Source organism: Candidatus Bathyarchaeota archaeon (genome assembly GCA_026014685.1).
Lineage (GTDB): Archaea > Thermoproteota > Bathyarchaeia > Bathyarchaeales > Bathycorpusculaceae > Bathycorpusculum.
In genome coordinates, this window is sequence record JAOZHW010000001.1 from 146,505 (window position 1) to 172,294 (window position 25,790).

Consider the following 25,790-nt stretch of genomic DNA (forward strand, 5'->3'; position numbering starts at 1 on the left):
CGGAGATAACATAGATGAGTGAAGGCATAGTTGAGGAAATTTTAGGCAAATACCGCGTAGTCGCAATAGTAGGTGTATCGGACCAAATCGGCAAACCCAGCCACCGAGTAGCAGCATACCTAAAAAAACATGGATACCGCATCATCCCCATAAACCCCAACATAAACGGGTTATTCGGAGAAAAAAGTTACAACAGCCTCGCAGACATTCCTGAACACATACAACGCACCATAGACATCGTGGATATTTTTAGGAAAAGCGAAGACGTCCCCCCGATAGTTCAGCAAACCATAAAGATGAAGGAAGCAGTGGGGCGGCCGTTTGTTGTTTGGATGCAACGCGGCATCGTAAACGAGGCGGCTGCGCAGGTGGCTCAACAGGCGGGTTTAGTGGTGGTTATGGATAAGTGCCTTATGGAGGAGCATCTACATCTTAGATAAGTTTAGGCGGCGCCCAGTAGAAGCGAAGCTATGGTTGCGATTATAACTATCGTTAAAGTCTCAGCTAAGGTGATTTTCCAGTTTACACGTGTCTTCTTTGAGCGGTACCGAACAAGGAAGATGCCGACGATGGCGCTAACCATCACAAGCGAGAAACCTATATTGTAGTAGGGCGGCAGCAGCAGGTACGTGGCGATGGGGATAATACCTGCTATGAAGGTGGTTACTCCGCAGACGATGGCAGCGTAGAGGTTGGAGCGGTGAATTTGTTTGCTTAGCAACGTGAACAGTTTCTGTACCAGTAGAAGGGATTTGTCGCGTTCTTTCTTGTCAGGTATGTCGCTTAGGCTGTAGTTCATGAGGTTCTGCAGGGTCATGATGTCGTTTAGGTCTTCCGTTATGCCGCCGAGGAGGAAGCTGGAGAAGTTGGTTATGGCTACTGCGCTCAGGGTGAGGAATGCGGCGAAGATTATGGCGGGTTGATTAGACAGAAAAGTTGAGGTTCCAGTTAAGGTTGCTATGAACGCTGACAGAATGACGACGAGGCTTGTTATAGAGCCGTCTACGAGACCCGCAACGACCTCCATGATGGGTTCCTTTTTTAGCAGGAGGCTTTCCCATTCTTTGCCGAGTTTTTGACCCTGAGGTGTAAGCCGGACGTATTCCCCGCGTTCTTCTATAAGATGCTCGCTGGACATTTCTTTGAGCGCCTTGTCGAGTTCACCCATGTCTATGCAGGCGTAACCCACGCAGACGCGGTCAAGGCGGTTTTTGAGGGTGCTTTTTTTTAGTTTAGCGCCTTTAGTAAGGTTAAGTAATACAATAACCCGAATAACATCAGGTAACTCTTGAATTTCAAACGACACTCAGTTGGCACCGTTACAAATGTCAACGAAAAATACACCGAAAGCAATTAATAACTTTTTTCACCTAACCCAAAAAATCTGATATTACAAACTATAGCTCCGGTCATACCGAAACGTCTACAGAGAAGCAAACCACGCGACGTCTCAAAGCTGACCTCCCCTCCCTTATATAAAGCCGAAAATGAAAAACGCTGCTTTAGCGGGTATAGGGTTTTTTGGGTTTACGGTTTACTGTTCTGACTGGTTCCCAGATGCACTCAGAGTATGAGCCGGGCACAATCAAAGACAGAAACGCGGCACGCAACTCAGCCGACTCTTTAACTTCCACAAAGCCTCGCTCCCATTGCTCAGCGTCCGCTAAACTGTCAAACTTCCACATCGCAGTAAAACCGCCCACTTTGCCGCCATATTTGTGACTTAAAACCCTCATCGACTTCGCTCCGCGGAAAAGGCGAGGCTGCTTTTTCATCAACGCCACCAGCTTCTTGCCCCATTCGTTGTGCTCTTTGAGTTTGTCGGGTTTAACTACGTATGTTCTCACGATAAAAACAGTCAATTTTGTTCCCCAATCCTAATGGGTTTTGTTCTTAAAATCGGTTGCTTTTTCAATTCTAACGTAGGCAGTTTTTCTTGCTAACTTGGATTATTGGATTCTTTGTTTTGAATTGGCAAGGGCTGAGAGGACTTTTTTCGGCTCATGAATACTCCAACGGCTAAGGTGACGAGTTCAACAGCGAACAAAGAACCGACACCAACAATACCAGCCATCTTTCTATTCGATAGTGTGGAAATAAATCCTGCTCCAAAAATAACCGAACCTAAAGCGCCAATCAAAATCAGTATGATTCCAATCAATCGTTTCTTTGTCGGTAGAAAACGGGAAAGCCCTAATCCGACAACAAGGATCACTATTGGAACAATTATAACAATCAATCCGTATGCAGCATCTGTTGACGCCATAGCCCTCTCTCCTGCCAGGCATTTAGACAGTTTAGGTTTATTAATTTTTGTAATAAGTAATTTTTAATAACCCTTTTAAGGGGTAAGCGCTAAACAAAAAACGTTGAGGAAGCATTAAGCGTTGAATCGGAAACTAACTAAACGAATCCTGCTACTTCTATGCACATTCTCATTACTGATGGGTGCAGAACCCGTTTTGGGCTGGAGCAACGGCGGCTACTCCGCAGACCCCACCCAACCCGACTATGGCACCCACGACTGGATAGCTCAACACGCACTGGACTTTTTGCCCGCAGCGGAGAAACAGTACCTAACCAGCAACCTCAACACTTACCTTTTCGGCACAGAACTACCTGACCTGCCCGCTAGCCAAGGCGGGATCGGCGACACCACCAAACACCACGTCTACTACTCAGCGACAGGCACATTAACAGACGACGCCTCCGCGCAGAGAGCAACTGCAATGTACAACCAAGCCCTAAACTACCTAAAAACCAACGACCCAGCCAACGCCGCCAAATCAGCTGGAGCCATGACCCACTACATCGCTGATTTAGCTGTCTTCGGTCACGTTATGGGTTCCTCGACGGCTTGGGGTACCGAAACGCATCACAGCGACTACGAAACCTACGTCAACACCCGAACCGACAGCTACCAAGACACCTTTAACACCTATTTGCACTACGACGGCAGCCTGACTGTTCTGTCCGCGTATGATGCAACGGTTAATTTGGCTTATAACACGGTTTTTGGCGGCTCAAACAATTTGGGCTGTGTCTGGATGGATACTCACTACGATTGGAGCAACACGACGTTTAGTGGTAGATGTGGTGAGTCGTTGAATTTGGCGGTGAATGCAGTGGCAGATGTTTTGCATACACTCTACCTTGAAGCAAACCCATCAACTTCCCCGACTGCTACTCCAACCCCAACTCCAACTCCGACAGCTACTGCAACACAGGCACCCACGCCCACGACGACAACTACACCTACCGCTACAGTCCAACCTGTCTCGCCTTCCCCGCAAGAAACACCCATAACACCAGAGTTCCCAGTTACGCAAAGCCTGATGGTGGCGTTGGCGGCTATTTTGGTGTTAGCGGTGGTTCATAAAAAGAAAACAAAAAATTAGTGGCTAAATGTGGTAGGGACTTGTTTGGGGAGTGTTATTTCGAATCTTGTGCCCTGCCCTGGTATGCCTGTTTCTTGGATAGACCAGCCGTAAGCTTCAATCATCTTCTTAACCAACTTCAAGCCTAACCCTGAACCGCCCGTGGTGAAGCTGCCTGAGAAAATTTTCGCTTTGTTTTCTGGAGCTATCCCTACTCCGTTGTCTTCGTAGATGAGTTTTATTTGTGAACCATTGGAGATGTTGTAGAGTTTTATTTGGGTAGCGTTTTTGCCGTGTTTGAGTGTGTTGTCGATGAGGTTATAGAAGAGTTGACTTAGCATCGTATCTGCAGTTACCGTTAATCCTGCGCAGTGGTTAATTACTCTTAAAGGAAGGTTGGGGAACAACGCCACCGCTTTGTTGAAGCTGTCAGCTGCGTTAATGGGGGTTTGTTCTTCAACCCCTATTTTTTCGTATAAGCGACTGAACTCAAAGAGTTTATCGGATTGCTGAATAGCTGACTCTATTGCTTCCACATACTTGATTAATTCCGTGTTATCTTTCAGATGCTTCTTTAACAGGTAAGCGTTACCTTGCGCAACTGCAAGCTTGTTCTTTACATCATGCCGCGTTAAACTGCCGACGACCTGTAGTTTTTCGTTTAAAGCCCTCAACTTGGTGTTAGCTGCGTTCAGTTGAGCCAAGGTTTTTGAGACTTCTTGCTCTCGTTCTTGGAGAGTTTTTAGGCTCCAACTATTGTTAAGGGCAATGGCAGCGTAATCTCCAAAGGAAGCCGCCATCTTGGCGTCGCGATCAGTGAAATCCGTCGGCTTATTTGCCAAACCAATTAAGCCCACTGCTACGCCTTTGATTATCAGAGGCGCAAACATAACATTAGACAGATGCACATGCCCATCGGGGAGATATTTTGTCCAGTCACTTGCCGAAAAGTTATTTTCATAAACTGCTTTGCCTGTGCGGTAAGCTGTTTCCCTTAGACCACGGATTGGCATGGGGAGGCTTTCGTCTACAGTGCACTTTAAACCTCCTGCGTCGAGGAAGAGAACTTTGTTTTCAGAGCCATCATCCGACAAAAGAGCCACATAACCCGCGGTGGCGCCTGTGAGTTTTTTGCAGGTGTCAAAAAGTTTTCGTGCGGCCGCTTCAAAGCTTTGATTCCTCAACAAAGAACGCGCGCCTTCTAGAAGTAGTTCCCGTTCAGTGGCTGTTTTTTGGAGTTCTTCGTGTTCTTTTTTGCTTTCCGTTATGTCGATGAATACTGTGGCAAATTGGTCTTTTTGGGGGGAGAAAACCGAAATTAAGAAATATTTCTGCATCGGCGGGAAATAGGTTTCAAACGCGTAGCTTTCGCCTGATTTAGCGACTTTAGCGTAAATGTCTAGGTATGGGGCGGGGTTTGTGCCGTAGAGGATGGAAGCTCTCTGTCCAACGGCTTGATTACGCTTTAAGCCTGTGATTTTTTCATACGCAGTGTTTACGTCTAAAATTTTGTAATCAACCGCGTCTCCTTTGTCATCGTACATTACTTCATGGAGGCAAACACCCTCGGACATCTCCGAAAACAGAGATTTGTACTTCTTTTGACTGAGCGCTAACTCTTTTTCTAAAGCTCTCCGCTCAGTTATGTCACGGAAAATCAGCACCACACCCATTATGCGGCGTTTGTCGTCGAAGATGGGTGCTCCGCTGTCATCTATGGGGATTTCACTGCCATCTTTCCTTACCAGAAGAGTGTGGTTAGCTAAACCGACGATGTGCCCTGTTTTAATTACTTTAGCAACAGGGTCTTCGACTGGCAGACGGCTCTCTTCGTTGAGTATCCTAAACACTTCAGCCAAAGGTTTACCTAAAGCAGCCTTGTTTGACCAGCCAGTGAGTTCTTCAGCCACCTTATTCATGAACTCGATTCTGCCTTTGGCGTCGGTGGTGATGACAGCGTCGCCTATGCTTTTTACTGTGGTTGCCCACTGTTGCTCTTTGGAGCGCATTAACTCTTCGGTTTTCTTGCGTTCGGAGACATTGCGGGCTATACTCAAGATTGCCTCTTTACCGTTATACGTAATGAGGCTGGAGCTTATTTCAACAGGAATTTCAACTCCAGATTTGGAGGTGTGTACGGTTTCGAAAACACGCCGCTTCTTAGCAGGCAAACTATGAATTAAGTCAGCCACCTGTTTTTTGGTTAATCTTTTATCTATACCGCCAATGCCTATCTTGAGCAACTCGTCTTTTGAGTACCCCAAAACTTCAACAGCAGCATCATTAACTTCCAAAACGTTCCCCTGAAAATCAAGAACCCAAGCTGTCTCAGTCATACCGTTAATGAGGCTCTGATACGTGTTTAAACTATCTTTAAGCAGGTCCTGCGTTTTTTTAAGCTCAGTTATATCAAAAATATAATGCGCATAGAGGGTTTCACTGTAGGGCACCCAAACGCCACGGTAAAATTTGCCGTCATATTCCACTTCAAGCATCTGAGGCGTATTAGTTTCCCAAACCTTTGGCGCCAAGCAAAACGGACAAGGCGTATCTCGTTGGGCACAAGTGTTATAGCAGGTGCGGCCGGGAAGGGCGCCTTGGTCTTGGGCGATTTTGTTTGAGAAAACTATTTTTCGTGTGTTCTTTTCTAAAATTAAAGCAGTGCAAGGAAAATTGTCTAAGAGGATGTTGCGGAGTAATTCTTCCTCTTTTGTCCTAATTTGAGCGGTTCTCCGTGCATGTGACAAACGTATTCCGTGGGCAAGTTCGCCAAAGACGGTTTCAGGGTTGCCTTGCTTGTTGATGTAGCCATCTGCGCCCAAGTTGAGCGCTTGAATAGCCACTTCCTCTCTGCCTTTACCTGTGAAAAGTATGAAGGGGATACTGTTTTTTTGATCTTGCCGCAAAATTTTAAGGAAATCTAACCCGTTTTTGATGGGCATCTCATAGTCAGAAACTATAACATCAAAATTTTGTTTTGCAAGCAATGAGATGGCTTGGTCCACGCTTGAGGCGGGTTCTATGAGTAAATGATCGTTTATGTCAAGCAGCATCAGTTTGGAAAGGTCTAAAAACGACGAATCATCATCCACATGTAGAACTCTGATAACAGCACTGTTCCCTAACTGATTCGAATCGCCCATTACCCCGCTGTCCCTCTGGCAAGATTACGTTTGTTTAATGTATAAAAAACCTTACGGATTTAGCGTTCACAGTAGCCATTGTATGGTTTAAATTTTTTCAGGTGTGCATTACTAAAACATACATCTGTGCATTACCAATGCATACTATTGGAAATCGTAGAATTTGTGGTGCGGTTGCCGGGATTTGAACCCGGGTGGCCAGCTTGGGAAGCTGGAGTCCTACCGAGCTAGACTACAACCGCAACGTCACAGTTGGCGATATTTTGTTGTTGGTGTTGGGTAATATATTGGTTCCTAAGCAGTTCTGCTTTGATGATATAGTTTATATCTCGCCGTTTTTACTGAGTGCCTTGTGTATAGTTAAAGTACGGTACTCTGGAGGGGAAGGGATTGCGAAAAACAGTACTCATCGTTGACGACGATTCAGGCATAAGAAAAGCGTTCGCCCGTATACTCCAGAGGAACGGTTACACCGCTGATGTAGCTTCAAACGGAAAAGAAGCACTGCAAAAAGTAACCGCCAAAAAATACGATGCTGCCTTAGTTGACATTTGCCTTCCTGACCTGAACGGGTTAGAGCTTCTTGATCAAATGCAGAGGGCACATCGCAACATGGTTATAATTGTTATAACGGGTAATCACATAGAATCCAAAGAAGACATAAAGGCAGACGAATACCTCCTAAAACCAGTAAACCCCGAGGACCTCATTAGATTAATCGAACAAAAAATCGCCCAAAAACAAGCAACCTTAGGAGTCTAAACAAAATCGTTATCAGACAGCAACCACAACTTTAGCGTGCAAGGAGCCAACAGAGATGCCCAAAAATTACACGTACACTGATGCAGGCGTCAACCGAGCACAGCGCCACGAATCCAAAAAAGCACTCGCATCCCTCAAAGAAACCTACAAACACATAGGATTCGGCGGCATCATGCGGCTACCCTACGGCAACCTCTTCCCCATAGACGACAACACTTTTCTTGATCTTGAAATCGAAGGCGTCGGCACCAAAGTCCTAATCGCTGAACTCGCCGACAAACACGACACCATCGGCGTGGACGCAGTGGCTATGGTTGTCAATGACGTAATTCGATCGGGCGCTAAACCGCTTGCACTTGCAGACAACATTCACGCAGTCGCCAGCGAACCCAAACTCGTCAACGCATGGTTAAAAGGCATCATAGCAGGCGCAGAGGAATCCCTGTGCCCAGTTGTAAACGGCGAAACAGGTGACGTTGCAGAAATCATAAGAGGCATCAAGCCCAATTCAGGGTTTGACATGGTGGTTTCATGTGTTGGCAAAGTTGAAAAGCAAAACGTAATCACGGGCGAAGGCATCAAACCCGGAGACCCCATCATCGGCTTACCCAGCAGCGGCGTCCACAGCAACGGCATCACGTTGGTACGCAAAATCCTATTCAAACAGTGGGGAGGCAAATACGAAGCCACCGACATCCCCCAAGGTTTGGAACGTGAAGTGGCGTTGGAAGTTTTGGAACCCACAAAAATTTACGTCCAACCCCTCCTCAAACTAGCCCGCGAAGTAAAAATCAAAGGCGCAGTTCACATAACCGGCGACTCCTACACCAAATTCAACAACCTCGCAAACTACTCGCCTGGAATCGGCTTCCGTTTTGACAATTTCAATCCGCACCCGATTTTTGGGTTAATTCAAAAGACCGCAGCAGAGTTAGGCTACACAATCACCGACGAAGAGATGTTTAAGACTTTTAACATGGGTTGGGGTTTTGGCATCATCGTGGACAAAACCGACATCGACAAAGCCATGAACACTCTTGAACAGGACAGCGTAAAACCGCAACGCATCGGCAAAGTCACAGACAAAGAACGCGTCGTCGAGATAAAACACGGCGAGAAACGTCTAATTTTGACGTAAAGTTTTGCATTGTTTGTGACGAAAGCGTTTAAATCCTCACAGCATAATTTACTGACTCATGAAATACGCTGCCAAAATAGAAGTCAGCCTCAAACCCGGACACAGCAACCCGGAAGGCGAAACCACCGCGCGACTCCTAATCGAACTCGGCTACAAAGTCCAAGCAGTAGACGTCAGCAAAGTCTACACCGTCTTCTTAGAAGCAAAATCCTCTGCCGAGGCAAAAGCAAAAGCAGAAGAAATGAGCAAACGCCTCTTAGCTAACCCCACAAAAGACAACTATACAATCAGCGTCGTCGAACAGAAATGAGCAGCAAACTAGTTATCCAAAGAAAAAACAGTCCAGTTCTCGAGTTCGCCATAGCTAAAGCAACCAAAACACAGCTATCAGAAATCAACAGTGAACTTGCATTGGGCTTTAGCGCCGAAGAACTTGACTTAATTCAAGCTTACTTTAAAAAAGAAAAACGCAACCCCACCGACGTTGAACTCCAAACCATAAGCCAAACCTGGAGCGAACACTGCTGCCACAAAACCTTCAAAGGCAAAATAAAAATCGGCAACAAAACCATCAGCAGCCTCTTCAAAACCTACCTCGCCAAAGCCACCAAAGAAATAAACGCCCCATGGTGCTTCAGCGTTTTTGAAGACAACGCGGGCATAGTCAAATTCGAAAAAGGCTATGGCATCGCGGCAAAGGTAGAAACACACAATCATCCTTCTGCGGTGGAGCCGTTCGGCGGCGCAGCCACAGGAACTGGCGGCGTTATCCGAGATATTTTAGGCGTCTGGGCTGACCCTATCGCGTGCACCGACGTGTTGGGTTTTGGTCCACTAGATTACGATTACGCCAAACTTCCTGCAGGTGTAAAGCACCCAAAATACGTTTACATGGGCGTCACTGCAGGAATCAGCGCCTACGGAAACAACATGGGTATCCCAACCGTCAACGGCGCCATATACTTCGACGACAGCTACACAGGCAACGTCGTCGTCTACTGCGGCTGCATCGGGCTACTCCCATTAAACAAGTACATTAAAAACGCTAAAGTCGGCGACTATATAGTTTTAATAGGCGGCAAAACAGGCCGCGACGGCATCCACGGCGTCACCTTCGCCTCAGCCGAACTAACCGAAAAATCCGAAGAAATCAGCCGCCCAGCCGTTCAAATCGCCGACCCAATAGAAGAAGAAAAAGTCAAACGCGCCGTCATAGGAATACGCGACTTACAGTTAGGTGCGGCGATTACCGACATCGGCGGAGGAGGCTTATCTTCAGCAGTCGGCGAAACAGCAGAACGGTTTGGCTGCGGCGTCTCAGTCGACCTCGCCAAAGTACCGCTGAAGTATCAGGGACTGGCGCCTTGGGAAATTTACCTCTCCGAATCACAAGAACGCATGCTGCTAGTTATTCCACCCGAGAACTTGGAGAAGGCGATGGAGGTTTTCGAGAAAGAAGACGTCATAGCCACAGCAATCGGCAAACTCATACCCGAGAGGCGTCTGCAACTCAGCTACAAAGAAGAATTGGTTGCTAACATAGACATGGAGTTCATGTTTAGCCCTTGCACGATAACCAAAACCGCATCCATCGAACCGCCTAAACTCACTGAACCTGAATTTTCCGAGCCAAAAAACCTAACGGAAACCCTCATGCAGCTACTTGCGGCACCAAACATCGCCAGCAAAGAAGCAATCATCCGAACCTACGACCACGAAGTCAAAGGCAACACAGTGCTAAAGCCCCTACAAGGTGACTACGCTGGTCCAAACGATGCAGCAGTGCTTAAACCCATTGATAACTCAATAAAGGGTTTAGCGATTAGCTGCGGCATGAACCCCAACTACGGCAAAATCGACCCATACTGGATGGCGGCATCCGCGATAGATGAAGCAATCCGAAACAACATCGCGGTCGGCGGCAGAAGAATAGCTCTGTTAGACAATTTTGTCTGGGGCAACCCTGAGAAGCCAGAACGCCTCGGCGCGCTAGTAAGAGCCTGCGAAGCCTGCTATGACGTCGCCACCAACTTCCGCACACCGTTCATTTCAGGCAAGGACAGCCTCTACAACGAATCCCCACTGGGACCCGTTACCCCCACCCTACTCATCACAGCCGTCGGCGTCGTCCCCGACATAAACAAAACCATCTCAGCAGACCTCAAAGCTGCGGGCAACTTGCTCTACATAGTCGGCGACACATACCCCGAACTCGGCGGCAGCGAATACTACAAACTCAAAGGCTACCTCGGCAAATCTGTCCCCAAACTTCACGCCTCCAAAGCCAGAAAAACCTACTACAACCTCACCAAAGCCATGGGCGAAGGCATCGTCAAATCCTGCCACGACCTCTCGGAGGGCGGTTTAGCGGTGGCCGCGGCAGAGATGGCGTTTGCAAGTGGATTAGGCTTAGAAATCGACCTAAAGAAGGTGCCATGCAAAGACGTGGAACGCGACGATTTTGTGTTGTTCTCGGAGTCTAACAGTCGCTTCCTAATCGAAATCGCACCAGAAGACCAAGAACTCTTCGAGAAACTAATGGGCAAATACAGCGCCCAAATCGGCAAAGTCACCAAGCAACCGAAATTAGTGATTAAAGGCTTAAGCGGCACAACCGTCATCGAAGCCACATTGGACAAGTTGCGGTACAGCTGGAAGAAAACCCTCAACCCACAGGAGGCATCTCAATGAAAACCGAAGACATCAAAGTCTGCGTCTTACGCGTCGGCGGAACCAACTGCGACGCAGAAACCCAGCGCGCATTCCAAGAACTCGGCGCCCAAGCAGAAACCCTCCAAGTCAGCGAACTAATCAAACGCCACAACCTACTCGACTACGACGTGCTCGTCTTTCCAGGGGGCTTCTCGTTTGGCGACTACGTACGCAGCGGCGTCATATTTGCAAGGCATCTCTCAGCGCATTTGGGCAAAGAAATCGAGATGTTCGTCGCAGAAGGCAGACCGATCCTGGGCATATGCAACGGTTTCCAAATCATGGTTGAATACGGTTTACTGCCTGGGTTTGAAGGCATAAGCTCATACCCCGAAGCCACCCTAACAACGAATGAACCTGCAGGATTCAAATGCAAATGGGTCTACCTAAAACATGAGAACCGCGGCAGTTGCGCCTTCACATCCGCTATACCCCAAGGCAAAATCATACGGCTCCCAATCGCCCACGGCGAAGGCAGATGGCTATTTCCCAAAGAAAAAGAAGACGCGCTTCTCCAGAGGCTTATCGACGAGGATATGCTGGTGTTGCGTTACTGCACCAAAGACGGCGAAGCCGCAGACGGCAAATACCCCGCTAACCCCAACGGCAGCTTCCACGACATCGCAGGCATCTGCAACAGCGAAGGCAACATCTTTGGCTTGATGCCGCATCCTGAGAGGGCGATGTATTGGTGGCAGCAACCTGACTGGACAAGCCAACAGAGCAACCTGCAGTACGGCGACGGAAAACTAATCTTTCAAAGCATCATAGACAAATTAACTAAAACCTGCTAAGCTTTTAGTTGTTGCCGCCGGTTTCTTTTGTTTCATCTTCTCCGTTTGTGTATATAGAAAAAATAGCGAGTTTTAATTTATCCATCGAATGCACTAAACTTATTAATTGAGCCCATACTGCATATGTTGAGGCTTAGATGCATGTCTCTATCAGCGAAACTAAAAACCTTCAGCAGTGCACAACTCGGCGCCATCGGCTTCTACGCCTTCACAGGTTTGCTGCTTTTGGTTTTTCTGCCGCTGAGTGGCTTTCCACCTCATCTTGCTTTCCTCGGAGTTTTAAGCCTAATCACCGCCTACAGCCAGTTTATGCGTCGGTTCTGGGGAAACTGGTTGGTTTTCGTCGTGTTTGTTACAAATTCTGGTTTTGCCCTCTACACGCTTTACGCCATAGGCTTCAGTAACCTTCTAGTTGCTTTGGCGATGGTGACTTTTGCGTCGCTAACTTGGGTTACGACAGCTTCTTTGCTGATTAAACGGAAATTCTAAGCCTTTCCAGCTGTGCCCCTCAAAAGACGAACCAACACTTCTTGGTCTACATCCAAAAAATGTTCGTTCTCTGCGATTTCCACAAACCCGTCGGCTTCCACCAAAGCTGAAACCTCGCCGCATGTCTCAACTGGATCGGCAATTAACCGGCATTGTTCATCAAACGCCAACTTGACCAATGAGAAGGTTCGGCTGCCTTTAGCGCTAAACAACTTTGAACCCGCAAACGCCCTAACAGTCTTCAAATCCGAAACGGGTCTGCCGCATAAACGTTGCAGAATCGAGCGGGTAAACAGTTGAAACATTATAAGTGCCGCTGATGGATTACTGGGAAACAGAAAAACAGGCTTCTCGCCAACAAAACCAATCACCGTAGTTTTGCCTGGTTTAACTGCAACTCCGTTGACTACGACTCCAGGTTTGCCCAGCAAATCAACAATTTCTGATGCGTCCACGGTTGAAGTGGCTACAACCATATCAGACGACGCAGAGGCTGCCCGCAGAGCCCGCTCAATAGCAGCTTTGTTGTTGGGAAACGCTCCGAAGTAGATGGCTTTCGCGCCGCACTCCATAACAGCCGTACATATGCTGTATGCGTTGACGTCAAAGCGTTTTCCAGTTTGGAGGGGTTTGCTGAGTTCGTTGACTTCGTCCCCGATTGAGAGGACTGCAACCATTGGATATTTTAGAACTTTAACCTGTTTGAAGCCTAACGCAGCCAAAACCCCTATTTCTGCGGCGCCTAAAACTTGCCCTTTTTTTAGTACCAAAGCGCCTTTCTGGATGTCTGAACCCTGCTTGCGAACATTCTCCCAAGCACAAACAGGACTAAAAAGGTGCAACACATCATCTTCGCGTTCAACATCCTGCGCCGCGACAACTGCATCTGCGCCCATTGGGAGAACTGCGCCAACAGAAACTTCAACCGCTTCGCCTTTAGTTAAAGCGACTTTGGGTTGCTCGCCAACGGCGATGGCACCTGCAACTTTCAGGACAGTTGGGGCTTCTTCGTTTGCCTCTGTGGATTCTTGGGAGTTTAGAGCGTACCCGTTAACTGCTGAGGTGTTGAAACTTGGCAGGTCAAGCGGTGAAACTATGTTTTCGCTTAGCACTCGGTTGTTGGCTTCTAAGAGCACCGCTTCCTCTTCACCTAAAAAGGCAGGTTTAAAGTTGATTTCGATGGTGTGTTTGGCTTCCTCGTAGGTTAACAGTTTTGTCATGGCGACTCACTGTAGCAGACACTGCTCTAGACGTAAAAACGTATCGAGAATTCCCCATTGTTTTTAAACAGAAAAATCCAAATCAAGACCAGAGTTGGATGACGTTGACTTCATAAATACACACAGAAGCATACAATACATGCACAGCCCCAACTATAGTGAATCCCTTCTCAATTTTAGCCCAGACTACAAAGTCAGCATAGCAAACTACTGCTTCAAGAAACTGCAGATTCCAAAGCCCAACAGTGATTAAGCTGGTTTGGTTTTTTCAGCCGCCATTTTCTTGACGAAAGTTTTGAGGTCCTCTGCCTGCCCGTGAACCACCAGTTTGCCATCCTTCTGTGGCATGATTTGCAGGTTCTGAGCTTTGGCGATTTGATGAATTTTCTCCTTCGACCACTCGCCCATCGGTTCCACACGCACCCACTTTTGGTCTCTGGGCACACCCGTCACAAACTTCTCCTCAGCCTTCACTTTACTGGGTTTAGGACAACAGGATGCATTGACTGCCTCAAGCTTCCTTAACCAATCATCAACTTTTTCTGTGCCAAACACTTTTTCCCCTTCGTTAACTATGTAGGCTTCGACGTTGGCGAGGTATTCTTCGGCTTTGTGCAATGAGTCTCCGTGGCTGCCCTCGGTGCAGGCTAACTCTATTAGGGATTTGGCTGTTCGCAGGTCTTCAACCACTTTTGTGGGGATGTCTATGCCTGATTTTTTCAGCTCCAGCATCATGTCTTCAAGCAGTTTCCATGACGCCAAGTTACTACCCATTGTAGGTTCCTCTGTATAGTTTAGGCGGTCTGCGAATTTAAGGATTAATTGTGAAACCGCTTTTAAAGGGGGATTAGGTTCTCTAAAGCGAAATAAACACCGATAAAAATGGATTCAGTGTGAGTAACATAAAAATTCTTCCGCTGTTCATTGTTGTCGATGTTTGGGTGACTGTGTTGGTCAAGAAGCTTCATGTACCTGCCGTATTCAAAAGAGCCATAAAACAAACCTTTTCTAAGCCTGCCACAGAGAGGTACCCCCAAGAGAAGCCCAAGCTGCCTGAAAAATACCGTGGCGAACCCTGCTTTGATTTTAACGCTTGCATCGGCTGCGGGTTATGCGCAAGGGATTGTCCTGCCAAAGCTCTTGAAATGGTTGCTGTTGAGGGGAAACGTCGCCCACAGATCAACCTGTCTAAATGTGTGTTTTGTTATCAATGCGCCGAAACTTGTCCAAAGAAAGCGGTTAGCACTTCATGCGTCTACGAGTTGGCAACCACTGATAAATCCAGTTTAGTTATCAAACCCAAAGCATCCTGTAAGCCATAGATTTGCAGCTTAACCGCGCTTTTACATTTAATCAACTGGACGTTTGTTTAGCCTAATCAGCCAAGTTGAAATCAATAAAAGCATGAAAACTCTTAAATTATACAAGACCCCAAGAAGATGCAAGGTCTTGTCAATGTCAGCGAATAATAAGCCGTTTGAAATCCAAGGTTTCGACGAAAGCGAAAAGATGTATCTTGTCAAAACAGCCAACGGCGTCGTGAAGGTACACGATACCTTTGCAGAAATGTTTCCGCTTTGGGCTGGCAGAGTCCTCATAACAGCTGCTAACGAGAAATGGGCGCAGATCGCAGCGTCTGTTACCACTGGATTTGCAACCAGCGTCATCGCTGCATCAGCGGAAGCAGCCATAGAACGCATGGTTCCCGCAAGCGAGACACCTGACAAAAGACCAGGTATACTTATTCAGATTTATAACAAAGACCGCTTTGAACTTAAACATCAACTCATGGGACGCATCGGACAATGCACCATGACCTGCCCAACCACCGCGGCTTTCAACGGACTCACAGGCAAACGTGTGTTGCTTATCGGTAGCAGTCTGCGTTATTTTGGCGATGGCTTCCAAAAGAAAACCATGGTTGGGGGACGCAAATGCTGGAAAATCCCCGTAATGGAAGGCAACTTTATAGTTGAAGACGGTTTTGGAGCCATGGAGGCAGTTGCAGGTGGCAACTTTATGATCTTCGCTAAAACAGCCGCGGAATGCCTTGCAGCTTCAGAAGCAGCAGCCGACGCCATCCGCGCTCAAGTTCCCGACGTAATCATGCCGTTCCCTGGCGGATTATGCCGCTCTGGAAGCAAAGCAGGTTCACTAAAATACAAGCTTAAAGCCTCAACCAACCACACCTATTGCCCAACTCTGCGCTCCATAGTTCCCGACACTGTGGTTCCAGAGGGTTGCGAAAGCGTCCTAGAAATAGTCATCAACGGTTTAACGTTGGATGCCGTTAAGAAGGCCATGGCAGTTGGTGTACAAGCGGCTATTGCTTGTCCAGGTGTGATGAAGATTTCTGCAGGGAACTACGGTGGCAAGCTTGGTCCGTTCAAGGCTTACCTAAAAGAGGCCATCGGAATCCCAGAACCAGCACCTGCCGCGGCGCCGAAAGCAGCTAAAGCTTGACCCGATGTTTTTTAGTCGGAACTTTTATTTTCCCCCACATAACAAAAGTATCAGATAATTGGTTTAGTGAAGTTGTTTGAGTACCCCAAAAAGAAGCTCTCTGGAACTATTCAGACTAAGAAAAACAATCAACGAGTTAGCTAAAAAAGAAGGTAGCCACACCGAACTCATCACCATCTACGTGCCACCAGACAAACAAATCAGCGACGCACTCAACCTGCTACGTAACGAGTACGGCACAGCCAGCAACATCAAATCCAACGTCACCCGCAAAAACGTACTGGACGCCATCGTCAAAGCCCAACAGAAACTCAAACTCTTCAAGAACCCAGGCGAAAAAGGCATAGTCATCTTCACAGGTGCATTGCCACAGGAAGGCGGTGGCCCCGGAACGGAACGCATGGAAAGCTACGTGATCGTTCCGCCTGAACCGATTAGGATTTTCCTCTACCGCTGCGACAGCCGATTCCACACCGAGCATCTGCAGGAGATGCTGCGGGAGAAAGAGGCATATGGCATTTTACTTGTTGACGCAAACAATGCTACCATAGCCACGTTGCAGGGAAAACACCTCCAAATTGTCATGCAAATGTACAGTGGTGTAACCGGAAAAACCCGTGCAGGTGGGCAATCAGCCAGACGATATGAACGTTTACGAGACATGCAGCTAAACGAGTACTACACACGTGTCGGTAACCACGCTAACGAAGTTTTCTTACCCATGGAAAACCTCAAAGGCATCATCCTCGGCGGTCCAGGCCCAACTAAGTATGATTTCCAAAAAGGTAACTACCTAAACTACCAACTGCAGAGCAAAATTCTCGACGTCGTGGACACCGCTTATGTGGAGGAGCAAGGCGTTAAAGAAGTGGTCGACAAAGCGCCTGAAATCATGAAAAAAGTCCGCTACATCGAAGAAAAAGAGCTCATGCAAAAGTTCCTCTACGAAGTCGGCCACGACAGTGGATTAATCACTTACGGTGAAGCCGAAGTTCGAAGATTAATGAACTCTGGCGCGGTGCGAACTGTGCTTATGTCAGAAGAAATCGACATGAAACGTGTCACCGTAAAATGCAGCGCATGCAACTACCAAGAAGAACACACGGTAAAAGGCAAAGACCTTGCAGCATTCGAGCAGGGCTTAGTTGGAAAACCATGCGGCGGCTGCAAAGCGCCCTCGATGGTGATTGTAGATAAAAAGGACATCGTAGATGACTTCGCTGACCTCGCGCAACTAACCAACACAGAAATCGAAGTAATCTCAGGGGAAACCGAAGAAGGACAGATGCTCAAAAACGCCTTCGGCGGCATCGCAGCGTTCCTCCGTTTTAAGCTACAAAACTAATCTACCAGAGGATACTTTATTAGATAAAAAGTAGTTGACGCTAAACAATGAAGAAGACAATTGCAGCTATTGTAATAATTTTTATAATAATTTCAGTCATTGGTGGAACAACAATATACCTATCGCAGACAAACATGAATTCTAATTCTGTGATTACTGAACCGCCTGAAAGCAAAAAAATTGATATTTACATCAATCAAACTTCTTTTAAGTACATTTCATACGGTGACCCGACTTCTGTTGATAATAGCAACATAGGTAATACTGTGATTAAACTAACAATATGGTTCTACGCTGATGGGGTTGACCAACTCAGTACTAAAGATTTTCAATTTACAGATATTATGGGCAACCCCTTTAAGGTTATTAATTCATTTTCTGACCAAATCAAAAGGGGTGAGCTATACAATTATAGTTTGTGTATAGAAGGACGAATTGACCCCAACTATCGAGTAACCCTAAATAGCACAGCTACATATGCAGTACCAAACGGCAATTCGTGGGTTTGGGTACCTTTGGAACCTAATATTTTCTTTAAAAACTCGGTGTCACCAAATCCAACACCATACCCATATGATGTTCAAATTACTTATGGATACCCTTACTACGAATTCCTAAATTCTAATTCTGATACAACAAGGAAAGTTTACTTTAAAGTTCATTTAAGTTCCGATAGCCCTAATCCAAAAATTCAATTGGAAAAGTTCTATTTAGTATACAATGGTCAACAATTAGACAGTAATGTTGTTAACAATACGTCAAGCGGTGTTGCGTTACCGTGGGGTGGCAAATATGATTTCTCGGGTTATAATTATAATAGTGCAGTCTTCCAAGTTTCTTTCAGTTTTAATGACCCTATCAATGTTAATTATGGAAATAGTCTCAAGCTTGGATATGGAGATGCTATTAAAATCGAGTGGATTCATGTAGATTTCTGGCTATAATCGTTATTGTTTGGGGCATTTACTTGAATTCACGCAAACCACAATAAGTATCTAGCAAATCATCTCCAAAACTCTTAAGGAACACATTCTTTTCAGACCTTTGAGGTATCAAATGTGTAAAAGATAAAACGAGACAAAAGTAGAAAAAGAGTTAGACATTTTACTACAGTCTCCCTGAAGCATCGAAAAGGTCTTGGATGAGAATTTGGAGCATATGAGACTTGAAACTTTCAAGGCTTACTTTACTGGATTTATGCATACAAGGGAACAAGCCGTAAAAGTTGTTAAGCAATTCCTTAGATGAGTCGAAGAAATCCTGCACAAGAAAATCTCGTGAACTACACGCTTTTTTCTTGTGCTTTTTTATAATACACTATTGCTTGTATCTTATTAGGTTAGTCTGTCGAGTTTGAAATCTCTTTTTTCTGCTTCCCATACTGCTATCTCGACATCTCTTGCTCTCCATTGCATACCAGACTTTAAACTAAGTAAGCTTGAGTATTTTCTACAGAAGTTTGTCCATTCCAGATATGTATTCCAATTTTGTTCGTTCAGTCCAAGCCAACCATCACTTCTCTGTAAAAAGCTTGATGCACTTGTTTTCCAGTAGTTTGATTTATTTCTGTTCCACCATTTACCAATTATTTTATCAACCATCGGGAATAAGGTCGGATTGTAGAATGATAGAAAGGTTACAGGGGTCGCAAAACCGTTTGGTTGACCACATGCTATTCTAAAGTGTTCAATGTTTTTGTAGGTTGGATTTGATGACAATTGAATTAGTCTACTTTTGAATTCATTCCAATTATTCTTATCTTCTAACAGCTTAAGTAGACTGTTGGTAAGTTTATCTCTTGAAGTGTGGCTTCCATAATTCTTCCAGTAGCAGACTTCACCAGTTACGGCAAATGTGTTTGTGTTGAGTGATGATCTGAACTTTTCTTCGAATTCAGATGTGTTCTTGTTGGTTATCAATTGGTTAAAGAAGTCCTTGTAAGCGTCTCTTAATGGATAGTTACTGAGGTCTACAGTCCAATCATATTTTTCGCGAGATTTGCTCCAACTTTCTATTTCATTCAAAGAGTATATTCCTTCTTTTCCTCAATCTACTTAACATTGGTTTAAGTAATTGGTGAATAGTTACTGTTTTTCTGTGTGGATTGGAAACGTTCGTATAGCGTTGATTTCTTTCACCGTTTGAATTTGGTATTGTCGATTACTGAGAATTTCTCTGTTTGCTAACAATCTTATCGACTTCTTTTTCCAAATTGAGCCTGTTGGCGATTTCTTGGTTGGTCGCTTCACAATTATAGTAGATATTTATCAATCTTCGCTTGATTTTCGGGTGACTTGGGAATGGTGTGGGACATTTTTCCGTTACGATAATAACCATTGAAATTCAATCCATATGCTGACATTCGAATGATTTAGCAATGAAGCCATTATACTTCCATAATTCATTCAGTCTCACCTCTAAGGTGTTGGTTTTCCCTCATAACATTTGCGATTAAATCTCAAATCACCTGTGAAAAAGTTCTACGATTTAAAGGTAACATCAATATATAACAAATCGGTGGCGTCTTTAATCGCCTAAGAAACTGGCAAGCCTCGTTAACCCAATGATTTCCTCAAAGTTCAAACCCAACGCATCCAGCACTTGGTCAAAGGTCGCCTGCAGATAAGCTACATACTTGTCCACATCAATCTCGTTGCGGCTGGCTAACTCTACGGGTTTAACGCCAGAGTTATCTTCACCTGAAGCACTGCGAGACGACGTGGGTTTGATCACTTTAACGAAGCTGATGAGGTCACCTGCTCGGAGTTCCTTGCCGCTTTTCTGCAAAATCCTCGCCGCCTTGACGTGTTGAGGTGTGGTTTTGGTGTAGCTTGCCAATTCGTCGCCTAAGACGACGTGGAAGGCGAGTTCGCTGTTGTCTTTCCATTCTCGGCGTTTGAGCGTGTTGTAGCGGTCGCGTACGATGTTGGCGATGTCTTTTTTGGCTTTCTCGAAGTCTTCAGGGTTTTTAACTTGGGCAAGCCGTGCCTTCATCTGGTTGAACGCGTCTTTGATGAATAGGGGGATATGTTTCTTTTTGCCCGTTAACCCCTTCACGTCCACTGTGCCGTCTTCGAGCACTCCGAGATAGTTCTTTTTGCGACTGCTGAAAACGGCGTAGCGGTAGGTTTTTTCCATGTCTATACCCATGCCTAGTTCGTGTTCGGTGTAGTGGATTACGTCTTCGATCTGTTCTTTGCTGGGGTTTTTGAGGAAAACGCTGTCAGTGTCGCCGTAGAGTACCTGTACGCCGACGGATTTGGCGTGGCTAAGGATTTGGGTGATGCTGTAGCGTCCGATGGCTGCAGTGGCTTCCGCGACAGGTGGGCAGTAGAGGTCAAAGCTGTCCGCGCCGAACACGCCGTAACTCGCGTTTAAAATGACTTTGAGTGCGCCCTGTGCGATGCCATACCAGCTACGTAGCTCAGGCGGGAGGGTTTTGTCTTTGGCGCGGCTCTTGTACCATCGCACACGCAAATCCCGAAGCGAACCGATAAGGAGGCTTTCGAGGGCGCGTTTTTCAGTGCAAACCCAGTGCTGTGTGTCGGGGATGGTGTGTCCTTTGCAGCCGGGGTGGTTGCAGCAGATGGATTGGTAGCCTAAATTCCAGACTTTGATGATGCTGGGGTATAGGCTTGGAAAGTCCATGACCGCGACGTTGAAGTGGACGCCGGGGGTGGGTTCGACGACGATTGCGCCTTTGTATTTTTTGCCCTTGATGACGGCGGTTGTGCTGGTTTTGCCTTTTTTGGTTAGGATGTCTTCGGCGTTGGGGATAAGCAGGTGCTTTTTGCGGTGTTCCCGCTGCATAAAGTTGCGTATCCAGCGGCTGACGCCTTGTCGGCTGACGTCTTCCATGGGCATACTGGCTATACGTGCCAACACTAGCATGAGCTTCATGGCTGAATCGTTGTCGTGGCTGGTTAGCTTGTAGGTGATTTCTGAGTCTCGGAAGCAGTAAGCGATGAGTTCGCTCTGGTCAAGGTCACCGAAATCCTTTTCCAGATGAATCTTTTGCGTGCCAATCAAGGCGCAGCCGACGTCGTCGAGGCTGACGTCTTTGTATTTGCCGCCGTAAGCGTAAATCTGCACAGAGCGGTTGAAGAAGAACTTGTAGAGGTCAATGTGGATGCCATAACGCAATAGGCAGACGCGTTTGCCGATTTCTATGGGGATGTCTTTTTTGGTGAAGCCAAGGTTGGCGGCGCGGTGCGCGAGGTATCGGAGGTCGAAGTCGTCGCCGTTAAACGTCAAGATAAAGGGGAAATCGTTTAGGACATCGAAGATTTTGTGGAGGAGTTCTTCTTCGGTTTCGCAGAACACAACCTCGATGCCTGCTGTTAGTTTAGGGTCACCTTCGATCATGCCGTCGCGTTTTAGGACGAGTACTTTTCTGTCGCCGTCGCTGCTGTAGACTGAGCAAGCCATAACGGGGCAGGCCCCTTCACGCGCGTCGGGCACACGGTTAGCCAGCGGCGAGTAGACTTCGATGTCTATGGCTGCCCTTCGAAACTGAGGCGCAGGGTACTCCAGCAGTTCAGCCCACATCTCAGCGTACTCCTGCTCCTCTTTAGTGCAGTCCTTAAAGATTTCTCGGATTTTGGCAAGGTTCTCAGCTGCCGTGTTATCTACCACGGGTTGCAGGTTGCCGTTTTTTACCTCGTAAATCATGCCTGGCAAGAGTCCGCGGTCGAAGATGTAGGATTGATAGTATTTGATTTTGGATTCCCAAATTTTGGTGTCACTGTCGTTGATTCGGGTTCCGAGGACTTTTGCGTGGTCTTCGGGGATGATGTCTCGAATGGTGCCTGTGGCTCTGCCGCCGATTGCTAAGGGGTCTTTGGCTACGATTTTGGTTACTTGAATTGGTTTGTCATTTAAGGGGTCCCATCTTTCTTCTGCTTGGAAACTGTCAAAGCCCTCATGGGTTGTGATGCGCCCGAACTTTTCCAGTTCCTGTGGCGACAAATTAGTAATGCAATACGGTAAATGCCCAGTATTATCGTACCAGAAATAGAGTTGCCCCGACACTGGCTCATAGAGCTTCACAACCGCCTTCTTCTGTCGCCCATCATACGAGGCTGAAACAAAATACGAAGGAGGAAGATTCAACGGCGCAATCGGCGGTAAAACTCGGGGTGTGCGTTCCCGCTTTTTGGGTTCAGCCGCTTCTGCCGCAACTGGGGTTTGGGGTGTGGGAGGCGCTCGGGTTTGTGGCGTCGCCGCCTTTTGGGGTGGAGTTTTGGCTGGTTTAGGGGTTCCCCAGAAACTGTCTAAGCTTTGTTGCGGCATCCTCTCTCTGAACCTTCGCTCCCACTATGATGTAACCAAACTAAAATCTTTACCGCAGCGCCGTCTCCCAAATCTTTGTTGCCAACCGAACCTGCCTGAACGCCCTTTTTAACGTTGAACAGCTTATTTTATGAGTTCAAGAATTTTGTCCCAAGATTTTTGGGCGTCTTTGGGTTTCTTGGTGCGCTGAAAATGGAAGCACTCGACGTTCAAGCCTTGGCAACTTATCAGGTTCCGCTTTAAGTCATCTACAAACAGTACTCTACCGCCTGCGGTTTTTGTGACGTAATCGACCTGTGCGCGTTTGCTGGGAAACCTGTCGCGGGTAACAACTTCTTTGATGTAGCTACTGAGCCCCTGTTGGTTGAGGTAGACTTGGATTACTTTGGCTGTCTGCATCGAAACAACGTAAACGGGCATCTGTTTTTCTTGGAGACTTTTTAGAAATTCACCGATAAACGGCACCAGTTGCGTGTTTTTGAGGGCTTCTAACTCGATGTTTTCGATTTCGGCGCTGACTTTCTGGTAGATTGGCACTCCAAAGTTGGCTTCGTAGAATGTTAGGAGGCTTTTGATGTCTTGGCCTGCGGTTTTTGAGATTTTCCGTATCACTTCGTTCCAGTCTACTTCGAGGTTAGCTATGACGCCGTCGAAGTCCAACGCAACCGCAACGATTTTTACGCTACTCGCCATGTCTGCGCCTCATGTTCAAGCATAACGCCTGCATCTAGCTGCCGCACCAGCAGGTAGTTTTCTGGGAAAAGGTTGTGGGTGGGTAAGGCTCCGTCAGTTTCGCCTTCCAAAGTCAGTTTAAGGTACTGGTAAGCTAAGTTGAGTTCGGGTTTGTTGAAAGCTTTTGCGAAGGCGTAACCCCAGAGGGGGGCGGTGGTGTGCCATTTGCCGTCTACCTCGGTGACGACGCAGTTGCCTTTGGCGTCTTCTTTTATGTCAGTCGAGTAGAAGCCGTGCGGCTCTGGGTCAAGGGCTTTGACTGAGTCCACGCCGACGCGGTCAATTTTCTCGTCTATCACGGTGCGGGCGATTGTTGGGGTGCCTGTGATGCCTGAGAGCGAGATGTGCTTAAGGAAATACTCCAATCGCTCCCTACAGTAAGACGTCACGAGTTTTCCCTTGTACCAGAGCGAATCAAACGCCAAATCTCTTCCAGACAGGAATTCTTGCGCGACAAAATCCGAAACCTTACATCTCCCCTGTAGCGTGTTAAGCTGCACCCAGTGCCGCGCCTGTTCAACGTTCTCTACCTTCAAGCCCAACCTGCCGCCTGCGCCCCGCCGCGCCCTAATCCACAGCGGACACCCAATCTCCGCAAAAGCCCTCTCGACATCGGCGAAGGTTTTGACTTCTACGGTTTTGGGCACCCGAACCCGTTTTTTGTGCAGGGCGTTGTGGATGAAGAGTTTGTCAGGCATGATGGCGACGGGTTTGGGCAGGTAGGTTTTGACGTTTTTGAATTGTGCGAGGTTTTCGGCGACGATTTGGGCTTCGCTGCTTGGGTGGGGGTGGAGGAATTCGATGTTGTGGGTTTGGATGATTTTTTGTAGGAGCGGTATGAAGGTGGGGTCGTCGTGTCGGGGCGAGTGGTAGCGGGTGTCAGCGTCGGGGAAGTTTAGGAAATGCGGGTTGTGGTCGGTGCATGCCACGAAGGGTTTCAGCTTTTTCTGCTGCTCCGCCAACCGCAAGGCACGGATGAAGCTGATGCCACCTGAACCGCCTGCCCCAGTCACCAAAATGTTAGTCATGGCTGTGTTGCCTCTTGTACCTGATTAAAGGCTTCTTTTCCAGTTAAAAACGTTATATCCCCTCTGTCAACGAGTTGCTTGATGAGTTGGGGGTAAACTCTGCCGCCCCGCATCATGACGGCGTTGTCATGCCAAAGCAGCGTGAGGATTTCTGCACCTGCCGCATAAAGCTGGTCTACAGTTTTAACGATGAAGGGCACGATGGTTTCTTCGGTTTGCCCCATGTATGTGAAGAGGTAAGCGTCCATAAATGTGATGGGGAAAACTACGACGCCGTCGCGGGTTAGGTGCCCTGTGTTTCGGGGGTCGATGTGGTGTTTATCAAACGAGATGGATGAATCGTACTTTATGCCTGCTTTGGCGAAGTTTGGGTAGGTGTTTTCGGTGAGTTTTAGGCAGTGAATTCTGCAGCCAACAATTTGGGTTCCCGCGGCCCTCTCGATGAGCGCTTTTTCTTTGTTCACGTCTTGTTGGGTGGCGGTGTTGTTGGCGTGCAACCCCACTTCCCAACCATGAGTTAAAAGGTCGCGGATGGTGTGGCTGTACTCGCTCACTTCGCAGCCGTCGTCGTAGATGGGTCTGAAGAAGAAGGTTGAGCGGATGCCAAATTCCTCTTCAATCTCCCTGACCCTTGGAACGCCGAAGTAGGGGTTAAAGTCTTCAGTTTGGACTTTTTGGATGATTTCTGAGGAAAACCTGTCTTGCCTTGCCAAAACGTGTGTTTTGCCGGGGCCTCTGAGTGGCCAGTCAACGTCGTGGGTTAAGATGAGTTTGCGTTGACTTTTAGGCGTCGACTTCAAAGAGTGAGGGTCTCCAGTGGTTGTATTTTGGTTTGGGCTAAATAAACCTGCTCAAAACCTAAAGAAGGAGGCTCCGCTTGGGGAACCCGCAATTTGGCTTAAAACTTGGGTTTATTCGGTGTAGAGGCCGTTTAGTGCGTCATGCACCGATTTAAGTTGTGGACCGTGTTTTTGGCGGCGGTGGCTGTCTACTTCTTTTTTGGTATCAAAGATTTTGCCACATTCGGCACACATGTACTGTCCCGCTCGGGTTTGGGGGGTGCTTCGACGCTTAACTAGTTGACTTGAATTCATCTGTAATTCTCCTCTAAATTAGAAAAGGAAAACTTCGATAAGCTGATGTGTGCGACAAATTTTGTACACACTCCTCCCTCTGCGCCTGAACAGCCATCTTCAACTTTTCTATCGGCATTGAAAATTGATAAAGCTATGTGGCTGTTTACATGCAGTTACAGCTGCCGTTGTTGTATTGCTTATTTAGGGCGATGCCTTTGG

The 25,790-nt window shown here is 47.1% G+C and carries 25 protein-coding genes and 1 tRNA gene; 13 read left to right on the forward strand and 13 right to left on the reverse strand.

Going from position 1 to position 25,790, the window contains the following annotated elements:
* Window positions 1-14: 14 nt before the first annotated feature.
* Window positions 15-440: a CoA-binding protein gene (locus NWE96_00810; GenBank protein ID MCW3982517.1), complete on the forward strand. Its 426-nt coding sequence runs from the start codon at window positions 15-17 to the stop codon at window positions 438-440.
* 2 nt (window positions 441-442) lie between these two features.
* Here NWE96_00810 and NWE96_00815 read toward each other — a convergent pair whose 3' ends face one another.
* The 3 genes from NWE96_00815 to NWE96_00825 all read right to left on the reverse strand — a co-directional run bounded on the left by NWE96_00815 (window position 443) and on the right by NWE96_00825 (window position 2,266).
* A complete protein-coding gene (locus NWE96_00815; protein ID MCW3982518.1) occupies window positions 443-1,306 on the reverse strand; it encodes a hypothetical protein in 864 nt (287 codons plus the stop codon).
* A gap of 196 nt (window positions 1,307-1,502) precedes the next feature.
* Window positions 1,503-1,862, reverse strand: coding sequence for a hypothetical protein (locus tag NWE96_00820; GenBank protein ID MCW3982519.1), 360 nt, complete (start codon window positions 1,860-1,862; stop codon window positions 1,503-1,505).
* 77 nt (window positions 1,863-1,939) lie between these two features.
* Window positions 1,940-2,266, reverse strand: coding sequence for a hypothetical protein (locus NWE96_00825; protein ID MCW3982520.1), 327 nt, complete (start codon window positions 2,264-2,266; stop codon window positions 1,940-1,942).
* A gap of 121 nt (window positions 2,267-2,387) precedes the next feature.
* Here NWE96_00825 and NWE96_00830 point away from each other — a divergent pair, with 121 nt between their 5' ends.
* Entirely contained in the window at window positions 2,388-3,398 is a 1,011-nt protein-coding gene (locus NWE96_00830) for a zinc dependent phospholipase C family protein (protein MCW3982521.1), read from the forward strand.
* On the opposite strand, the gene NWE96_00835 is transcribed toward NWE96_00830, so the two are convergent.
* A complete protein-coding gene (locus tag NWE96_00835; protein MCW3982522.1) occupies window positions 3,395-6,469 on the reverse strand; it encodes a PAS domain S-box protein in 3,075 nt (1,024 codons plus the stop codon). The two genes, NWE96_00830 and NWE96_00835, sit on opposite strands and share 4 nt — an antisense overlap.
* Before the next feature lie 217 nt (window positions 6,470-6,686).
* Window positions 6,687-6,762, reverse strand: a tRNA-Gly gene (locus NWE96_00840).
* 148 nt (window positions 6,763-6,910) lie between these two features.
* On the opposite strand from NWE96_00840, the gene NWE96_00845 reads away from it, so the two are divergent.
* The 6 genes from NWE96_00845 to NWE96_00870 all read left to right on the forward strand — a co-directional run bounded on the left by NWE96_00845 (window position 6,911) and on the right by NWE96_00870 (window position 12,415).
* Window positions 6,911-7,282: a response regulator gene (locus NWE96_00845; GenBank protein MCW3982523.1), complete on the forward strand. Its 372-nt coding sequence runs from the start codon at window positions 6,911-6,913 to the stop codon at window positions 7,280-7,282.
* Between the two features lie 55 nt (window positions 7,283-7,337).
* A complete protein-coding gene (gene purM / locus NWE96_00850; protein ID MCW3982524.1) occupies window positions 7,338-8,420 on the forward strand; it encodes a phosphoribosylformylglycinamidine cyclo-ligase in 1,083 nt (360 codons plus the stop codon).
* A 58-nt stretch (window positions 8,421-8,478) separates the two neighbouring features.
* Window positions 8,479-8,730: a phosphoribosylformylglycinamidine synthase subunit PurS gene (gene purS / locus NWE96_00855; protein MCW3982525.1), complete on the forward strand. Its 252-nt coding sequence runs from the start codon at window positions 8,479-8,481 to the stop codon at window positions 8,728-8,730.
* Entirely contained in the window at window positions 8,727-11,111 is a 2,385-nt protein-coding gene (purL, locus tag NWE96_00860) for a phosphoribosylformylglycinamidine synthase subunit PurL (protein ID MCW3982526.1), read from the forward strand. Before purS ends, purL begins: the two co-directional genes overlap by 4 nt.
* Complete coding sequence (gene purQ, locus NWE96_00865; GenBank protein ID MCW3982527.1) at window positions 11,108-11,926, forward strand: phosphoribosylformylglycinamidine synthase subunit PurQ; 819 nt, start codon at window positions 11,108-11,110, stop codon at window positions 11,924-11,926. Before purL ends, purQ begins: the two co-directional genes overlap by 4 nt.
* Before the next feature lie 141 nt (window positions 11,927-12,067).
* A complete protein-coding gene (locus NWE96_00870) occupies window positions 12,068-12,415 on the forward strand; it encodes a hypothetical protein (GenBank protein MCW3982528.1) in 348 nt (115 codons plus the stop codon).
* Here the strand turns inward: NWE96_00870 and NWE96_00875 are convergent.
* Window positions 12,412-13,635 carry a molybdopterin-binding protein gene (locus tag NWE96_00875; protein ID MCW3982529.1) on the reverse strand — a complete coding sequence of 408 codons (1,224 nt, stop codon included), beginning with the start codon at window positions 13,633-13,635 and terminating at the stop codon, window positions 12,412-12,414. The two genes, NWE96_00870 and NWE96_00875, sit on opposite strands and share 4 nt — an antisense overlap.
* A gap of 94 nt (window positions 13,636-13,729) precedes the next feature.
* Here NWE96_00875 and NWE96_00880 point away from each other — a divergent pair, with 94 nt between their 5' ends.
* Entirely contained in the window at window positions 13,730-13,888 is a 159-nt protein-coding gene (locus NWE96_00880; GenBank protein ID MCW3982530.1) for a hypothetical protein, read from the forward strand.
* On the opposite strand, the gene NWE96_00885 is transcribed toward NWE96_00880, so the two are convergent.
* Entirely contained in the window at window positions 13,885-14,409 is a 525-nt protein-coding gene (locus NWE96_00885; protein ID MCW3982531.1) for a DUF2096 family protein, read from the reverse strand. The two genes, NWE96_00880 and NWE96_00885, sit on opposite strands and share 4 nt — an antisense overlap.
* Window positions 14,410-14,528: 119 nt before the next feature.
* On the opposite strand from NWE96_00885, the gene NWE96_00890 reads away from it, so the two are divergent.
* The 4 genes from NWE96_00890 to NWE96_00905 all read left to right on the forward strand — a co-directional run bounded on the left by NWE96_00890 (window position 14,529) and on the right by NWE96_00905 (window position 18,387).
* On the forward strand, window positions 14,529-14,957 hold the full coding sequence (locus NWE96_00890) for a 4Fe-4S binding protein (GenBank protein MCW3982532.1): 429 nt from the start codon (window positions 14,529-14,531) through the stop codon (window positions 14,955-14,957).
* A 187-nt stretch (window positions 14,958-15,144) separates the two neighbouring features.
* Window positions 15,145-16,098: a formylmethanofuran--tetrahydromethanopterin N-formyltransferase gene (gene fhcD, locus NWE96_00895; GenBank protein ID MCW3982533.1), complete on the forward strand. Its 954-nt coding sequence runs from the start codon at window positions 15,145-15,147 to the stop codon at window positions 16,096-16,098.
* Window positions 16,099-16,174: 76 nt separating this feature from the next.
* Window positions 16,175-17,443, forward strand: coding sequence for a peptide chain release factor aRF-1 (gene prf1 / locus NWE96_00900; GenBank protein ID MCW3982534.1), 1,269 nt, complete (start codon window positions 16,175-16,177; stop codon window positions 17,441-17,443).
* Window positions 17,444-17,490: 47 nt separating this feature from the next.
* The gene (locus tag NWE96_00905) at window positions 17,491-18,387 is read left to right on the forward strand and encodes a hypothetical protein (protein ID MCW3982535.1); all 897 of its coding nucleotides are present in this window, start codon (window positions 17,491-17,493) and stop codon (window positions 18,385-18,387) included.
* 390 nt (window positions 18,388-18,777) lie between these two features.
* Here the strand turns inward: NWE96_00905 and NWE96_00910 are convergent, their stop codons facing one another.
* From NWE96_00910 to NWE96_00935, 6 genes are all read right to left on the reverse strand, one after another.
* Window positions 18,778-19,467, reverse strand: a complete 690-nt coding sequence (locus NWE96_00910; protein MCW3982536.1) for a hypothetical protein — start codon at window positions 19,465-19,467, stop codon at window positions 18,778-18,780.
* A 502-nt stretch (window positions 19,468-19,969) separates the two neighbouring features.
* Entirely contained in the window at window positions 19,970-22,735 is a 2,766-nt protein-coding gene (locus tag NWE96_00915) for a DNA-directed DNA polymerase I (protein ID MCW3982537.1), read from the reverse strand.
* Window positions 22,736-22,858: 123 nt separating this feature from the next.
* Window positions 22,859-23,428 (reverse strand): HAD hydrolase-like protein, encoded by a 570-nt coding sequence (locus NWE96_00920; protein MCW3982538.1) that lies wholly within the window; start codon window positions 23,426-23,428, stop codon window positions 22,859-22,861.
* Complete coding sequence (locus NWE96_00925) at window positions 23,413-24,495, reverse strand: ATP-grasp domain-containing protein (GenBank protein ID MCW3982539.1); 1,083 nt, start codon at window positions 24,493-24,495, stop codon at window positions 23,413-23,415. The genes NWE96_00920 and NWE96_00925 overlap by 16 nt, the downstream gene beginning before the upstream one ends.
* Complete coding sequence (locus NWE96_00930) at window positions 24,492-25,295, reverse strand: hypothetical protein (protein MCW3982540.1); 804 nt, start codon at window positions 25,293-25,295, stop codon at window positions 24,492-24,494. Before NWE96_00930 ends, NWE96_00925 begins: the two co-directional genes overlap by 4 nt.
* A gap of 111 nt (window positions 25,296-25,406) precedes the next feature.
* Entirely contained in the window at window positions 25,407-25,589 is a 183-nt protein-coding gene (locus NWE96_00935; GenBank protein ID MCW3982541.1) for a hypothetical protein, read from the reverse strand.
* Window positions 25,590-25,790 lie beyond the last annotated feature (201 nt).